We start from the raw sequence: 16,470 nt of genomic DNA on the forward strand, positions 1-16,470 counted from the left end.
CGAATATCGGAGGGAGGGCAAGGAGACGTGATCGCGAGAAAAGACCATCATGCAGATCGAAAGTCGATACTAATAAGGCTCCTATTACGAGACGATGGTGCGGTCACTGTTTTTGCAGTAATCGTACTATCATCGCTCTTGCTCTTTTTCTCGTTGTTAATTGATTATGCGCGAATTGCTGCACTCCATAAGATAACAGAGGATTCCGTTCGATCAGGCGTTCGTTCGGTGCTATCAGCATATGATTCGATGCTATATGAGAAATATGGGTTATTCGGACGCGGGGGGACGGAGGGTCAAACGATTTTTAATGAGGCTGTTGCAAGCAATGCGGGAGGGACAATGATTGAATCGAATAAAAGTGTCAAGCTTGCCCGCCCTAAGCTGGAGTCTGCAACACTGAATACTGCGGCGGTTCTTGGCAATCATGACATCTTTACGAGGCAAGTGTTGGAAGAAATGAAATATAAGGCGCCAGTTGATTTTACGCTGGAGCTGGCTGCTAGATTTGCTCCGATGGCGGGAGCAATGAAAGAGGCTTCAGTGACGATGGACTTGCTCGAGAGCTTGCGCAAGCTGTATGAGCAGCGTGAAGCGCATCTAGCTCAGGCACTCCAACTGCAGCAGCAGGCTGCGGATGCGGTAAGTGAAAGTGGTATTAATGCGAGGATTCCGATGCAAGCCGCACTTGGTTCAGGGGGCAGCACTGAAATAAGCATAGCTAATGAATATGATAGGTATGCTTCGCAAGTTGTGTATGACCTGTCGATTAAAAGTGATGAATTACCGAAATATACGAATGAAATAGCAGCGTATGAGGATAAAGCAAGATCGGGAACGTCCCAGCTTCTTCAGCAGAGTGCAGAGATGCTGAAGCGACATATTAAGCTGCAAGGAGATGCTTTGTTGGAGTTAGAAGCGGCAAAGGCTCTGAATGGCGAAATGCAGCTGCTTGTTCAGAAAGCCAATCAAGCATCAGTTGATTCGAGTTACGATACGGTTTCGAAGAGCGAAATACCTGGGACTGAATTGGATGAAATGCCTTCAAGCACAGAGTCGGATATTGAGCAGATCAAACAATCTGCAAATGAGCTATTGTTAACGGAAAGCTGGTTCAGTACATACAGAATGGAGATTGAAGCTCAAGGAGCAGCCAGCTTATCACTAAATAGGGAAATTGAGAGTTTCCAATCCATTGTATTAGCCTCATTGTCGAGGCCGATCGTGAATACATCAGCTGATGCATTAATAAAAGGCGTCAATAGTATGCGAGTTGCTTATGGACTCTACGAGGAGCGTTATATTCGACCAGCCGCTGTTCTTGAAGAACGGAAGAAAACGCTGCATGACAGTGACGTGAAGAAGCAGCTTAAGCAGCAGGAGGCGCAAGCAGGTTTTCTCTGGAAGCAGGCGCGCGGCATGCTTAATAGAATGACAAATGTAAAACAAACCGATGAACAAGAGAAGCTCTTTGATCAGGTGAAGTCGCGTTATAACAACAATCTTCTATTCAATCAACAATCTGATGCTGCTGTGGAGATTATTCAGCAAGAACAACCAAATGATGCGTATGGAGCTGCAGAGCATTCAACCGCTCTTATGGGTAACATGTTTACCGGATTGGCAGACATGCTAGAGCGAACGAGAAGTACTCTTTATTTCGGAGAGTATATTATGCATCGGTATACATCATTTCCTCCGCAAAAGCTGCGTTCCTTGCTGGAGACTGGAGACACTAAAGAATTTTCGGATGCTATTTCCTTCCATAATCAAGAAGCTGAGTATGTTATTTATGGTTTTCACAATTCAGTAGCAAATCTAGCGGCTGCGTATGGTGAGCTTTTTGCAGCTCGATTAGCTATTCGCACGATGGAAGGACTTGTAGAGAGCAGAGCGTTAGGTCATCCGTTGCTAATACTGTCAGCTGCTCTTATTTACGGATTAGGAAAAACGATGGAAGATATGATTGCTTTTACAGAGCGAGGCTCTGCACCGTTATCCAAATATGTGAAGGTCGAACTATCCTATATCGATTATTTACGAATATTTCAATTCATGCATGGAGCTAATGAAGCCTCAAGGCTGGCTCGAATGATTGCTGTTATTGAGCAAAATAGCGGGATCGTGTTATCAGAAGTACCAAGCGCGGTGACTAGTGAGGCTCGTTTCTCAATGGAGCTTTGGTTTATTCCTGGTTTAATGCGAACACTAGGACACTTTGGACTTTTGCAAGGAAAGGTTGTCGGCAACCGTTATGAGACAACGCAAACGATTGGCTGGTCGTACTAAGAGCGGCAGACAAAAAAACGAACAGGGCTCGATTGTAGTAGAAGCTGCATTAGTTATGCCTCTAATAATAATTGTACTACTGGTGTTTGTTGTGCTCATCCGCTTATGTGCGGTACAGATGGCACTTCATTCAGCTGCAGAACAGGCTGTAAGGCAAATGGCAACACATATTCACCCCGTTCATTTGGCCTGGCAGCAAGCTGCTGCCAGCAATCCATTACCTACAGATCCACTACCTACAGATTCACTACCTAATGGTACAGACCAGCAGCCGACAAAAAGTCCTCTATCTTCATGGAGTGAGGTAGCAGCGCAAGCTGCGGACTGGCTGCCTGATCCGACTGGAACGCTCATAGCATCCGCACTGCGCGGTGACTTTCGTCCGTTGGAGAACATGGCTGCAACTGAAATAGGACGAGCTGTAGTCGAGCCGTTGATAAGAGAGTTTGCTGATGAAGCGATCATAGATCCTGCTCGGGTAAAACTGCAGCTGTTAACATTACCGGATTTGCAGAAGAAAGAGCAGCCCTATTTGGCGATAGCGGTTGAATATGAGTTTCCGCTTAAGCTTCCCTTTTATGGCAAGCCAATCGTGTTAAAGGAACAAGCAGCAGAAAGGGTCTGGATTAGTGATGCCGCCCCTGCAAGGTACGGTTCTGACAGCGGTACGGAGGAAGCTGTTCCGCTGCAAATTATAGCAATCGAGCCTTCACCGATTCGGCCCGGAAGGAAAGCGACTGTTATCGTGAAAACAGCGCCAGGAGCTGTTGTTTCTATGGAGGTGGTATACAAAAGCGGCTCTAGTAAAGCGAAGCATTTGGGAGAAGCAACAGCGGATACTGACGGCTTCGTGCAATGGACATGGCATGTTTCTGGAAATACAACGCCTGGCATATGGCAGTTGACGGCTTCCGCAGTCGGAGATGTGGAAAATTCGGTTTCGAAGCATTTTGTTGTAGAGAAGAAGAACGATATGAACGAATAACGATAATGAGAAACAGCTTATGAGGAAGGAGTGTGCTATGGACATCGTTCAAATAGCAGCAATTGCACTATTGATAATTGTTGCATTTTATACAGATATCAGATCGCAAATCATACCTAATCGTTTAACACTCAGCTTTTTTATCGGGGCATTGATATACCAGTTAGCTGCAAATGGACTCTCTGGACTAATTGCGGCGGGAGCGGGTGCTGCGGCTGGTTTTGCGCCGCTGCTGATGCTTTATTTTGCTAAAGGAATTGGAGCTGGCGATGTAAAGCTATTTGGGGCGATTGGTGCCTGGGTAGGTGTATGGACGGTGCTTCAGTTGCTGCTTTATTCGATTCTGTATGCAGGTCTGATAGGACTGTTTCTAGTTATCGTTCACAGCTCCTTGCGAAAGAAGGTTGCAGTGGGGTTTATTGCAATTATTATTCCTGCAACTGGCTGGAAAGTGAAGCAATGGCTGCAATGGGCTGAATCCGGCAAAAAGTTCCCTTTTATGCTAGCGGTTCTACCCGCGGCTATAACCGTTTGGTACTTGATAATTTAACGTACTTTACAATGGAAGAGTTGATAATAATACAAAACTATCAAATTGATTTTATTATGAATCGCGGACATGAAATGACGATTGATCGGGTGGCGGGCATCTATCGCAACGATTTGGATGAAATAGAGCTGAACATGCTGCAAACTCAGCGAATTCCCTATTTGCTGCCCGTAGATTGGCTCGAGTTAAACGGCAGGATAACCTTTCGATACTCTCTAACCGGCGTTAGAATGCTTGTTCACCGTTTACAACAGCAGCCTCTGACGATGGAAGAATATTATGCACTACTGTTAGGGGTTATAGATGCTTTAAATGAATGTCAAAACTATATGCTTAGGCCGGAAGGCTGCCTGCTAAGTGATCAGTTTATATTTGTTGGAGAACAGATTCATGATATCAGGCTCGTTTATGTTCCAATGAAAGATCATGATACTGTGCAGACGATGGGAACTGGAGATTTAATGTCGCTGATTGTGCGATCGACTTCCTATGTACATCAAATTAATGGAGAAGGTTTAAAGCGTGTACTACAACATCTTAATGGGAATAAGTGGCCATTAGCGGAGCTGCGTGAAACGCTGCTGGATCTTATTAGCGGAAGCGGGCCGATGGCAGCAGCTTCCCAAGAACCGCAAATTCAGATGGAAGTCCGACCGGAGACAAAACATCAGCGACTGCGTCCTCCACAGCAAGATTTGCAATCGAATCAGCAAATACTCCAACAAGCACATCAGCAACCGAATCCACAAGCACGCCATCAAGCACATCAGCAACCGCAGTTACTTTCGCCAAAGCTTGAGCAGCAAAACCATTCTATCGCAATGGAGGAAGAGTTCGTGGACATTCCTTATGCGGAAGAGCAAGAACAGGATGTCCATACTGGTAAGAGAAAATGGATAGCATCTGCTGGGTTAATAGTAGCGATTGCTTGTAATTGGAGATTTATTTATGCAGAGGCGCTAACTCGCCAAAGCTTGTTTATTAGTTTAGGTGTGACGCTGCTGCTTCTTGCAGGTTTTTTGTTTATTTCGAGAAAAACCGCGTTATCTTCAGAGAAAACGCAATTTGAAATGGAGCCAATCGTACCGGATTCGTTGCCATTTCGTAAGCTAGAGTATTGGCGTGAGACAAATAATAGAAATGAGCCTTCTCCGGCAAAAATGTCATCGATATCGTTGGAATTGGAAGAGCCAGAAATGGATAATCGTTTATTTGTGCCAGCCGAGAAAAAAGTGATTCCTCCTGTTGAAGCAACAGTACTGCTTGCTCCTCAGCAATCACAAGAAAAAGGAAGGCAGTCTTCAATCTGGTTAAAGCGAAGCTGGGAAGGGCAAGAAACGAAGATTGAGTTAAATGCTGCAAGCTTCAAAATTGGACGAGCAGGTGAGCAGGTGAGCTATGCAGACAGCGCCAGTGGCGTGTCGCGCACTCATCTGGAAATTGAGTTTATTAACGGTGAGCATAAAGCGAAGGATTTTGGTTCTAGGAATGGCAGCCTGCTAAATGGCCAAGCGATGATTCCGTACAAGGCATATACGCTAGCGATAGGTGATATTATTCATTTAGCGGGCATGAAGGGGCCATCCTATGAGCTACAGTCAATGTAGCTTAAGCTTTACGGCCGACTAATTGCTGCATCGCGCTGTCAACAGTCGGATACTGAAATAGAAAGCCGTAATCGAGTGCTTTTTGAGGCAGTGCTCGTTGTCCATCAAGCAATAAAGTAGACATTTCACCGAATAATGTTCGCATAAGGAAAGTGGGAACGGGAAACCAGTGTGGCCTTCCCATCGCTTTGCCAAGTGCGCGACCAAAAGCGTCGTTCGTCACCGGATCAGGCGCAGAAGCATTGACGGGACCGTTAATCTGTTTATTGTCGAGACAGAACAGGATGAGTGCTACCATATCTTTAAGGTGAATCCAAGACAGCCACTGCTTTCCGCTGCCGATTTTGCCGCCGCCAAACAAGCGATAAGGCATAGCCATTAGAGGAAACGCACCATCCTTTTCATTCAATACCACACCTACGCGGAGCTTAATGAGTCGTTCAACAGGTATAACATCAGCTGCAAGCTCCCATTTTTGAACGACCTCCGACAAAAAGTCTGTAACTGCTGTTGGACTTGTCTCATCGAATATTTTATCATCAGACATTCCATATGCGGAAATTCCTGAAGCGTTAATAACGAGTGGAGGTTTTTCAATTAATGCGGAAAGAAGAGCAGTTATGCGGGCTGCTGCCGTGATTCTAGAATGTATGATCCGCTGCTTTGCTGCTGGGGTCCACCGCTGATTAATCGATTCGCCAGTTAAATTAATTATGGCATCCATTCCCTCAAGTAAAGCCGGAGCTGCGTCCAGCTCACTCCATGTTATTTGATGGAGCCCTCCGGAAAGTTGATTTTTAGCATTCTTCCTTGAAATAATCCAAACCTCATCATTTCTCTGCAGCAAAGCTTTAGTCAGCGCACTTCCTATAAACCCCGTTCCACCTGCAATCGCAACCCGCATTCTGCTTTCGCTCCTTCAAGCTAAAGGTTATTTGCTTTGTTCAATTTTTTTAAGCCAATTTTGCTTTACACCGCTGCCCTTTTCAATCTCTTTCTCCGTATACTCAAATGTAACCTTTGAATCGGACGGCAATTCATTCACGACAGCTAAGAGCTCTTCCGATACTTGAAAGGGCATTGCGCCGTCTTTCGTTTCTATTTCAATAGAGTGTGAGTCGCTTAATCCGACGAAAGTACCCTCGCCACTTTTGACGGGAGCTGTTGGATCGGGCTCGGATACTCCTGGCTCGGATGCTCCTGAATTGTTTGTATCCGTATTATTATTTTCACTATCCGTGTTACCGGATGCCGGCACGTCAGGCTCAATAACTCCGCTTTGATCAGGTAAATTATCTACAGTCGGGCTCTCTGTTATTGCAGGCTGCTGCTCATTACCATTTTTATTCGTGTTGGAGTCGCTGCAGGCTGATGCCGCGAGCATGACAGCTAGAAGAACTGCTCCTGCTGTAACCGCCTTTTTGTTTCTTCTGTGCTTCAATTTGTTCATCATTAGTACCGCCTCCTGCTTAATATAACGAAATCTAATTACGAAGGGTTACATTTTTTTACCCAAAGCTGCTGAAAATGAATCAAAGCCGCGCTCGGCGGCTTTGGTTGTCATTAATTTGTCATTATAAAAAAAGGTTAATATGAAAATATAAGAAAGTATAAGTTTCACCTTATACTCGGCTTATATTTCACCGCGAAACGGGCTTACGCCGCAAGGGACGGCGAAGGCCGCTTACGCTTGCACGTTTACGCTTACTTATTAAGTAAATGCTTATAAGGAGCGTAGTCAATTCCTCTTCGATCAAGGAAGGTGACTAAACTACGGTAATCCCGTTTTGGGGTTGCTCGTATGTAACCTTCGATGCAATGCTCACGCGTTACTATAGATGCGCCGTGTTCAATCGCCACTTGTCCAATTCTGGCGGCGATGGAATGTTTAGCTATATCGCGAAATGCAGCTGGCACTGGAGAAACAAGCTCATCCAGCAGCTGTTTGGAATCGTCGTTCCACATGCTCCGGCTTCGCTCTACCCAGTAATTTTGCCAATCGAGCTTGGATTTGCCATCCCGCATTGGAAGCACCTTGAGAAATTTTCGGAACATAAAAAAACCGCCGATCGACATTGCGACAACCATGACGATAGCCCAAAAAATAATAAAATACATAAACCAATCAGGCGTAGCTTTCATAAGTATCTTTCACCTCAATAATGAATTATACCGTATTCCTAGATTTATTTCGACTTACCTTGTAAAATAAGGTTTGATAACCGAAAGGGGCGTTAATTCATGTTAAAAATAGGTTCCCATGTATCGTTTTCGGACAAGGGGCTGCTTACTGCGGCTCAAGAAGCAATATCTTATGGTTCAGGCACATTTATGATCTATACCGGAGCACCACAAAACACAAGACGAAAACCGGTAGATGCGTTATATATTGAAGAGGGAAAAGCGCTGATGGAGCAAGCGGGCATCGGAGAAATTGTTGTGCATGCGCCATATATTGTGAATCTTGGCTCTTACAAGGAAGATACGTTCCAGCTTGCTGTATCTTTTCTGCAAGAGGAAATTCGTCGTACAGATTATATTGGCGTTCGTAATATTGTCCTGCATCCTGGTGCTTATACAGATAAAGATGCAGAATTTGGGATTTCACGCATCGCTGAAGGCTTAAATGAAGTGCTTGCAGGCACAAAGGAGACCAATGTCAACATTGCGCTAGAGACGATGGCGGGCAAAGGAACAGAAATCGGACGCAGCTTTGAGGAGCTTGCAGCTATTATTGACAAGGTTCAGGACAATAATCGACTTACTGTTTGTATGGATACGTGTCATATGCATGATGCGGGATATGATTTGCTTTATGATTTGGATGGAGTTCTGGAGCAGTTCGATCGTATAGTCGGTCTCGACCGCGTAGCTGTTGTGCACGTTAATGATAGTAAAAACCCGCGTGGAGCAGGGAAGGACAGACATGCGCCGATCGGTGCTGGCTGGCTGGGGCATGAGGGAATACGGTCAATAGTACATCATGATGGACTTAAGGGACGCCCATTCATTTTGGAAACACCATGGATCGGCAAGGCGGATAAAACAGAGCGTCCAATGTATGAGGCGGAAATTGCATTGCTCCGCGGAGACGCACGTACACGCCTAGGCGAAACATACTTTGAGGATGTAGAGCGACTTCATCATTTTTTTGGCAAACAAGAAATTGATCCACAACAATTTGTGCTTTCGACCTGGGATTTACTCAAAAACGATGCTAAAGCCAAGAAGGCCGACCCTCGCGAACCGATGGAACGTTTGTACGATCTCATTATCGAACAAGGCGCGTTGTCTGAGGCGCTGACTGAGGAGCAGGTCAATCAACGGCTTATTGCTTGGTTTGCAGGCAAGCAGCTGTTGTCAACCGTTTAATTAGAAAGTCATTAAAGGAAGGAAGTTTGAAGTACATGTCATCCGAAACTAATCTGTCTCAAAATAAAAAGGCTGAGAACGTGAATGTCGGCCGTGCTCGCATGCTTATATCTTGTCCCGATCGGCCAGGCATAGTAGCGGCTGTATCCCATTTTTTGTATGAACACGGCGCTAATATCGTTCAGTCAGATCAATATACAATGGATCCTGAAGGCGGTATGTTTTTCATACGCTTTGAATTTGATTTAAACGATATGGATAAGGAGCTTCCAGTGCTGATGGAGGATTTCGCGAGAGTAGCTGACCGTTTCGATATGAAATGGCATACGTTCCGCGCAAGCCGCAAGAAGCGTTTGGCGGTATTTGTATCCAAGGAGGATCATTGCCTGCTTGAGCTGTTGTGGCAGTGGAAGGCTGGAGATTTGGATGCGGATATCTCGATGGTTATTAGCAATCATCCTGACATGCGCGAGCTCGTAGAATCGTTTGGTATTCCTTATCATCATATTCCGGTTACAGCAAGTACGAAGGGAGAAGCTGAACTTAAACAGCTGGAGGCTGTCGCGGATAAAGCGGATATTATTGTTCTTGCACGCTACATGCAAATCATCTCACCTAAATTCATCGAGCAATTTCCAAATCGTATTATAAATATTCATCATTCGTTCCTTCCTGCATTTGTCGGCGGAAAGCCGTATGCGCAAGCTTATACTCGCGGTGTGAAAATTATTGGAGCAACGGCGCATTATGTAACCGAGGAGCTTGACGGAGGGCCGATTATTGAGCAGGATGTGCAGCGGGTTAGCCATCGCGACAATGTCGATGATTTGAAGCGTATCGGTCGTACCATAGAGCGCGTCGTGCTTGCGCGAGCTGTGAAGTGGCATATTGAGGACCGTGTAATTGTGCATCAGAATAAGACTGTAGTATTCAATTGATCGTATTTTTATACAATTATTCTATTATTAGGTTGGAAAACCCGTAATCGGAATGATACAATATTCAAAGTTATTACGTACTGTTATGACGTCAAACCGTTATTGACAAACCATATAACGTGACAAATTAGATTAGATAATAGGAGGAAATTGAAATGACTGTTACACAAAAAACAATTGATCAGCTTTCAATTGATACGATTCGTACGCTTGCGATCGATTCTATCGAGAAAGCAAAATCAGGTCACCCAGGTATGCCAATGGGTGCTGCTCCTATGGGCTATCAATTATTTGCAAAAAATATGAAGCATAACCCGGCTAATCCTACGTGGATTAACCGCGACCGTTTTGTACTATCTGCTGGACACGGCTCTATGCTGCTATATAGCTTGCTTCACTTATCTGGATACGGTTTGCCGCTTGAAGAACTGAAAAGCTTCCGTCAGTGGGGATCGCTAACACCAGGACATCCTGAGTTTGGTCACACTGCTGGTGTTGATGCAACAACGGGTCCTTTGGGACAAGGTGTTGCCATGGCAGTTGGTATGGCTATCGCTGAAGCGCAGCTTGCCGCTACTTATAATAAAGAAGGTCACGACCTTATTAATCACTTCACATACTCCATCTGCGGAGATGGTGATTTAATGGAAGGAATCTCTCACGAGGCTGCTTCCTTTGCTGGTCACTTAAAACTAGGCAAATTGGTAGTACTTTATGATTCAAACGATATCTCGCTTGATGGAGCTTTAGATCTTTCCTACTCCGAGAGCGTTCAAAAACGTTTTGAAGGCTATGGCTGGCAGGTGCTTCGCGTTGAGGATGGTAACGACCTGGATGCACTCGCGAAAGCAGTTGCTGATGCGCAAGCGGATCTTTCCAAACCGACTTTGATTGAAGTGAAGACAGTTATCGGCTATGGCAGCCCTAACAAAGGCGGTAAAGGCGGACATGCAGGTCCTCATGGATCACCTCTTGGCGCTGAAGAAACTAAATTGACTAAGCAAGCATATGGTTGGTCCGAGGATCATGAGTTCTACGTGCCTGAAGAAGTTACCGCGCATTTCGCAGAAATTAAGAAGAATGGCGAGAAAGCAAATGCTGCTTGGGACGCTGCGTTTGCAGCTTATAAATCAGCTTACCCTGAGCTTGCGGCTCAATTCGAGCTTGCGATCTCTGGCGCATTGCCTGAGGGCTGGGATGCGGATCTTCCTGTCTACACGACAGAAGACAAGGCTGTATCTACTCGTGTAGCTTCCGGTAACGCACTTAATGGATTAGCGAAAAACGTGCCAACGATTTTCGGCGGATCCGCTGACTTGGAAAGCTCGACAATGACGCATCTGAAAGATTTGGCGCAATTCAAACCGGGCAGCTATGAAGGTCGTAACCTTTACTATGGCGTTCGTGAATTCGGTATGGCTGCCGCAATGAACGGTATTGCTTTGCACACCGGCCTGAAAGTGTTCGGCGGAACATTTTTCGTGTTCACTGATTACCTTCGTCCAGCAGTTCGTCTTGCTGCATTGATGAAGCTTCCGGTTGTATATGTACTAACTCATGACAGTATCGCGGTTGGCGAAGATGGTCCTACCCATGAGCCTATCGAGCAGCTCGCTTCGATCCGCATCATTCCAGATTTGACCGTTATTCGTCCTGCTGATGCGAATGAGACTTCGGCAGCTTGGTCTTATGCAGTGGAAAATCAAGGAAACCCAGTAGCGCTTGTATTGACTCGTCAAAATCTACCGATTCTTGAAGGTACAGTAGACGATGTTCATGCTAATGTACGTCGCGGAGCATACGTTGTATCCGACGCAGCTAATGGCAAGCCGCAAGCACAAATTCTTGCGACTGGTTCTGAAGTGCAGCTTGCAGTAGCAGCACAGAAGGCTTTGGCTGAAGAAGGCATTCAAGTTCGTGTTGTCAGCATGCCGAGCTGGGATTTGTTCGAGAAGCAATCGAAGGAATACAAAAATTCCGTCATTCTTCCTGAAGTTAAAGCTCGTCTGGCTATTGAAATGGCTCATCCATTTGGCTGGGAGCGTTATACGGGAGATCAAGGCGACATTCTTGCCATCGATCGTTTCGGAGCATCAGCACCTGGAGATCGCGTTATCAAAGAGTACGGCTTTACGGTTGAGAACGTTGTTAGCAAAGTAAAAGCATTGCTGTAAGCGTAAAAGGATGTCACTTCCTTGGGGGAAAGCGTTCGTTTCGCAGAAATATATAAGCCTAATTAAAGTGTAAACTTATAAATTGTTATATATCAAAAAGGGCATTTGCCTTTGAGCATTCGAAAATAAAGGGGATAAAAGCAGCCATGTCTCAATTCGAAAATGTAACAATCGTCAAAAAAGCTAACGTATACTTCGATGGAAAAGTAACAAGCCGCGCAGTTTTGTTCGCGGACGGCACGAAAAAAACACTCGGCATCATGCTTCCGGGTGACTATGAGTTTGGTACGGATTGCGTTGAAATTATGGAGATTCTTGCCGGCGATTTGAAAGTGCTGCTCCCTGGTGAAACCGAGTGGCTGCATATTCAAGGCGAAGCGGAATTCACAGTTCCCGCCAACACGAAGTTTAAGCTTCAAGTTGCTGAAGTAACAGACTACTGCTGCTCCTATATTTACGAGTAGGTTTGAAAGCAATCAAGAGAATTAACTCTCAGTGAAAGAAGGCTGCATCGCTATGGCGCTGCGGCCTTCTTTTTGTCATTTGACGAATGTAGTTGGTGTTTATCCAAGTGCAACGAAACTCACTTCGGGAGAAAATTCGGTTTTTCGTGACAAACATCGGTGAAACCGAATTGTTTTGAGCGTTTGAATCGGATAGAGTTAATAATAAAGAATGATCAATTCGCAAAACTTAAAAGCACCAACTTACGAAGCGAGTTTTGCTTCGCAAAACTTTAAGGAGGAAATATCAATGAAAGAAAGAAACTATACGCCGTTAATCGGGCTTTTGTCGGTAGTGCTGGTTGGGGTAATTGCAGCGCTGTTCTTTCTACCGGCTTATGAGGGAGAGGTTCATTTTGATGTTACTATATTGCCGCTTCTGAATGCGATTTTCAACTGCTTTACCTTTATAACACTGCTCGTCGCTTTATTTGCAATTCTGAAAAAGAACGTTCGCATGCACCGTGCTTTTATCGGCGCAGCATTTACCTCGACCACACTATTCCTTATTTCCTATGTGACTTATCATTACTTAACGGAGTCCACGAAATACGGCGGCGAAGGCGCGCTGCGTTCAATCTACTTCTTCGTGCTTATCTCGCATATTCTGCTTGCTATCGTCATCGTGCCGCTTGCGTTAATATCGGTGGTGAGAGGCTTGCAAATGCAGGTGGAGAAACATCGTAAAATCGCTCGTTGGACGATGCCGATTTGGCTATATGTCAGCTTCACCGGTGTTGTCGTTTACTTAATGATATCGCCATACTATTGAATTCAAAAAAGAGGGGTTGGCATACGTCCTAGACGTTTGACAACCCCTCTTTGCATAAGCCTTTATCCTTTAATACCACTTTGTCCATTAAGCTTGCGACCGATCCATTGCTCATAAGCTTGTCCTACGCTGCACATGTCGAGCGCGCCAAGTCCCATGGAATCACCCATTTGGAATAGGCTCTTAGAAGCTTCCAACAGCGGTGTAGGGACGTTTAAGCTGTCAGACAGCACGGATGATAGGCGCAGGTCCTTAAGCATCAGCTCGAGCGAGAACTGTACGTCAAAGTTACTCTCGAGCAGCTTAGCTCCTTTCAGCTCGGCCGCTTTACTTGCCGCACCACCAGACTGAACGAGCTCGATGAACTTGCTGCCGTCAATGCCTCCGCTTGCCGCAATGGCCATGCCTTCCGCAAGCGCTACAACGTTGATGCCGACGATCGTGTTATGAGCGAGCTTAGCGATTGAACCGCTGCCGTTAGCTCCCATCGGGATTACTTTTCGTCCCATAGCAAGCAAAACATCTTCTACGCTGCTCAGTGTCTCGGTAGGCCCGCCTACCATAAACACTAATGTACCGCCCTCAGCGGCAGGCTTACTGCCAGTTACAGGCGCATCGAGAAATGACGCTCCTATATTTTCTGCCTCGGCGGCAAGCTCCTTGGCTAATGCTGGTGAAATTGTGCTGCTGTCTATAAGTGTGATACCGCTTCGGGCACCGGCAAAAATGCCGGTGTCACCCCAATATACATCACGAATAGCTGCATCATTGCTAATCATTGTTATGACAATATCAGATGCATTGGCAATAGCTGAAGGCGAGTCAAGCTCAGTTGCACCAAGAGCGAGCAACTCCCCCGCTTTGCCAGGTGTACGATTATATACGACGATCTCATATCCTTTGCGCAATAAGTTTGCCGCCATGCCAATACCCATTACACCTAACCCTACAAATCCAACTTTTTTCATGATTCGTTCCTCCACTCCATTAGTCTTTTTGTTTAATTATACATACTCTTCATCAATATTTCATTGTTTGTTGCTTGTTTTTATAAGTTAAATCCGATATTGTAGATGCTAAGTTAAAAAGCTTTTATAGATGTACGAAAATCTTGAGGAGGTCTTTTTCTTTATGAGTAAAACAGTTAAGTTCGACTATAGCAAGGCACTATCATTCGTTGGAAAGCATGAAATTGAATATTTTGCGGAGCCGATTCGTCTCGCGCATGAACAACTACATAACGGAACTGGGACTGGCTCGGACTACCTAGGGTGGATTGACCTTCCTACAAACTACGATAAAGAAGAGTTTGCCCGCATTAAGAAAGCCGCGGACAAAATTAAATCGGATTCCGAGGTGCTGATCGTTATCGGTATCGGCGGCTCCTACCTTGGCGCGCGCGCGGCGATTGAGATGCTGTCGCACTCATTCTACAATATTTTACCGAAAGAGCAGCGTAAAACACCACAAGTACTATTTGCGGGCAACAATATCAGCTCCACTTACGTTACTCACTTATTGCAATTAATTGAAGGCCGTGACTGGTCAATCAATATTATTTCAAAATCAGGAACTACAACTGAGCCTGCTGTTGCATTCCGCGTATTCCGCGCCGCGCTTGAGAAGCAATACGGCAAAGAAGAAGCTCGCAAACGTATCTACGCAACAACGGACAGCGAGAAGGGCGCTTTGAAGAAGCTTTCTACTGAAGAAGGCTACGAATCGTTCATTATTCCTGATGATGTAGGCGGACGTTACTCCGTACTGACTGCGGTAGGCTTGCTGCCAATCGCTGCTGCGGGAATCGACATTGATTCCATGATGCAAGGGGCGGCTGACGCTTCCAAGGAATACAGCAACCCTAACGTCGCGGAAAACGAAGCGTACCAATACGCAGCTGCGCGCAACGCTCTTTACCGTAAAGGCAAAGCGACGGAAATTCTCGTAAACTATGAGCCATCGCTTCATTTCGTATCCGAATGGTGGAAGCAGCTTTTCGGCGAAAGCGAAGGCAAGGATTACAAAGGCATCTTCCCGGCGGCTGTTGATTTCTCGACAGATTTGCACTCGATGGGCCAATTTATTCAAGAGGGCAACCGCAATATTTTTGAAACGGTCATTCAAGTTAATGAAGTGGCAGAGCATATCACAATTGAGCATGACGCCGACGACCTTGATGGACTGAACTTCCTTTCAGGCAAAACGATGGACTTCGTGAATAAGAAAGCATTCGAAGGAACGCTACTTGCGCACACAGACGGTCAAGTACCGAATCTAATCGTTAACATCGCGGATATGACGCCGTATACCTTTGGTTACCTTGTGTATTTCTTCGAGAAAGCATGCGGAATCAGCGGATACTTGCTTGGCGTTAACCCATTCGACCAACCGGGCGTTGAAGCGTACAAGAAGAATATGTTCGCATTGCTTGGAAAGCCGGGCTTCGAGAAAGAAAAGGCCGAGCTGGAAGCAAGGCTGTAATAAACCGGTGCGACCGGTAACGGGAGTCACGGCCTATGCTGGATAAATATTCAACAGTCAGACGGCAGAATCATTCGGAGATCGTCATTAAGAAGTCTCGATTTATTGGCTATGCAAAGCCTGTAGAGACGGAGGAAGAAGCAATTGCTTTCATTAATGAGATCAAGCTTCTGCATCGACAGGCAACACATAATTGCTCGGCCTATCTTGTCGGCGAGCGGGATCAGTTCCAGAAGGCCTCTGACGATGGAGAGCCTAGCGGTACGGCGGGCAAGCCGATTCTCGAGGTCATTAAGCATAAGGGGCTGAAAAATGTCGCTGTCGTCGTAACGCGGTATTTTGGCGGGATTATGTTAGGTGCTGGGGGTCTAGTCCGCGCTTATACGGACGGAGCTGTAGCAGGCATAGAGGCTGCGGAAGAGATCGTTAATGTACTGCATCGCGAAGTGTTCGTGGATGTCGATTATACGTGGTATGGCAAGCTGGAAAACGAGCTTCATGGCAGGGGAACGCGGGTTGGCGGGACGGAGTTTACCGATCGCGTCATCGTTCGTTGCTTGCCGGAAGCGCGTGACGCAGAGAATTTCATTGAATGGATGACCGATCTGTCACAAGGTCAGGCTATCATATCTGAAGGTGAAAGTCTCTACTATATTGAAGGTGAATAATAAGAAAGAGGAGCGAGGCATGAACTGTAACCCGAAAGATAGACACTTTAGAAAAAGTGCCCATCTTTCGGGTTTTTGTGTTTTAATAAAAAATACTACAATGAATGAGGTAAACCTACACCATGTCCAAA

The 16,470-nt window shown here is 45.7% G+C and carries 15 protein-coding genes; 11 read left to right on the top strand and 4 right to left on the bottom strand.

Annotated features, from left to right (window positions below):
- Window positions 1-27 precede the first annotated feature (27 nt).
- Genes AC0YN7_RS24620 through AC0YN7_RS24635 form a run of 4 tightly spaced genes read left to right on the top strand, consistent with a single transcriptional unit; the run spans window position 28 to window position 5,431 of the window.
- Window positions 28-2,289, top strand: a complete 2,262-nt coding sequence (locus AC0YN7_RS24620; protein ID WP_475812659.1) for a hypothetical protein — start codon at window positions 28-30, stop codon at window positions 2,287-2,289.
- Window positions 2,255-3,274, top strand: coding sequence for a TadE/TadG family type IV pilus assembly protein (locus tag AC0YN7_RS24625; RefSeq protein WP_475812660.1), 1,020 nt, complete (start codon window positions 2,255-2,257; stop codon window positions 3,272-3,274). Before AC0YN7_RS24620 ends, AC0YN7_RS24625 begins: the two co-directional genes overlap by 35 nt.
- Before the next feature lie 37 nt (window positions 3,275-3,311).
- Window positions 3,312-3,824, top strand: a complete 513-nt coding sequence (locus AC0YN7_RS24630; RefSeq protein ID WP_475812661.1) for an A24 family peptidase — start codon at window positions 3,312-3,314, stop codon at window positions 3,822-3,824.
- A gap of 20 nt (window positions 3,825-3,844) precedes the next feature.
- A complete protein-coding gene (locus tag AC0YN7_RS24635) occupies window positions 3,845-5,431 on the top strand; it encodes a DUF6382 domain-containing protein (protein WP_475812662.1) in 1,587 nt (528 codons plus the stop codon).
- 1 nt (window position 5,432) lies between these two features.
- Here the strand turns inward: AC0YN7_RS24635 and AC0YN7_RS24640 are convergent, their stop codons facing one another.
- The 3 genes from AC0YN7_RS24640 to AC0YN7_RS24650 all read right to left on the bottom strand — a co-directional run bounded on the left by AC0YN7_RS24640 (window position 5,433) and on the right by AC0YN7_RS24650 (window position 7,573).
- A complete protein-coding gene (locus tag AC0YN7_RS24640; RefSeq protein ID WP_475812663.1) occupies window positions 5,433-6,335 on the bottom strand; it encodes a TIGR01777 family oxidoreductase in 903 nt (300 codons plus the stop codon).
- Window positions 6,336-6,362: 27 nt separating this feature from the next.
- Entirely contained in the window at window positions 6,363-6,884 is a 522-nt protein-coding gene (locus tag AC0YN7_RS24645; RefSeq protein WP_475812664.1) for a hypothetical protein, read from the bottom strand.
- A gap of 251 nt (window positions 6,885-7,135) precedes the next feature.
- Entirely contained in the window at window positions 7,136-7,573 is a 438-nt protein-coding gene (locus AC0YN7_RS24650; protein WP_475812665.1) for a DUF2621 domain-containing protein, read from the bottom strand.
- A 99-nt stretch (window positions 7,574-7,672) separates the two neighbouring features.
- Between AC0YN7_RS24650 and AC0YN7_RS24655 the strand changes: the two genes are divergently transcribed.
- The 5 genes from AC0YN7_RS24655 (at window position 7,673) to AC0YN7_RS24675 (ending at window position 13,190) form a co-directional block, all read left to right on the top strand.
- Window positions 7,673-8,803 carry a deoxyribonuclease IV gene (locus AC0YN7_RS24655; RefSeq protein WP_475812666.1) on the top strand — a complete coding sequence of 377 codons (1,131 nt, stop codon included), beginning with the start codon at window positions 7,673-7,675 and terminating at the stop codon, window positions 8,801-8,803.
- A gap of 35 nt (window positions 8,804-8,838) precedes the next feature.
- Window positions 8,839-9,741, top strand: a complete 903-nt coding sequence (gene purU / locus AC0YN7_RS24660) for a formyltetrahydrofolate deformylase (RefSeq protein ID WP_475812667.1) — start codon at window positions 8,839-8,841, stop codon at window positions 9,739-9,741.
- Between the two features lie 155 nt (window positions 9,742-9,896).
- On the top strand, window positions 9,897-11,915 hold the full coding sequence (gene tkt / locus AC0YN7_RS24665) for a transketolase (protein WP_475812668.1): 2,019 nt from the start codon (window positions 9,897-9,899) through the stop codon (window positions 11,913-11,915).
- A 146-nt stretch (window positions 11,916-12,061) separates the two neighbouring features.
- Window positions 12,062-12,379 (top strand): pyrimidine/purine nucleoside phosphorylase, encoded by a 318-nt coding sequence (ppnP, locus tag AC0YN7_RS24670; protein WP_475812669.1) that lies wholly within the window; start codon window positions 12,062-12,064, stop codon window positions 12,377-12,379.
- A 289-nt stretch (window positions 12,380-12,668) separates the two neighbouring features.
- Window positions 12,669-13,190 (top strand): DUF420 domain-containing protein, encoded by a 522-nt coding sequence (locus tag AC0YN7_RS24675; RefSeq protein WP_475812670.1) that lies wholly within the window; start codon window positions 12,669-12,671, stop codon window positions 13,188-13,190.
- 62 nt (window positions 13,191-13,252) lie between these two features.
- Here the strand turns inward: AC0YN7_RS24675 and AC0YN7_RS24680 are convergent, their stop codons facing one another.
- Entirely contained in the window at window positions 13,253-14,158 is a 906-nt protein-coding gene (locus AC0YN7_RS24680) for an NAD(P)-dependent oxidoreductase (protein ID WP_475812671.1), read from the bottom strand.
- A gap of 163 nt (window positions 14,159-14,321) precedes the next feature.
- On the opposite strand from AC0YN7_RS24680, the gene AC0YN7_RS24685 reads away from it, so the two are divergent.
- Both AC0YN7_RS24685 and AC0YN7_RS24690 read left to right on the top strand, forming a co-directional pair.
- A complete protein-coding gene (locus tag AC0YN7_RS24685) occupies window positions 14,322-15,671 on the top strand; it encodes a glucose-6-phosphate isomerase (RefSeq protein WP_475812672.1) in 1,350 nt (449 codons plus the stop codon).
- Window positions 15,672-15,706: 35 nt separating this feature from the next.
- Entirely contained in the window at window positions 15,707-16,339 is a 633-nt protein-coding gene (locus AC0YN7_RS24690) for a YigZ family protein (protein ID WP_475812673.1), read from the top strand.
- Window positions 16,340-16,470: the final 131 nt, after the last annotated feature.

This window comes from Paenibacillus sp. J31R122, from assembly GCF_056269185.1.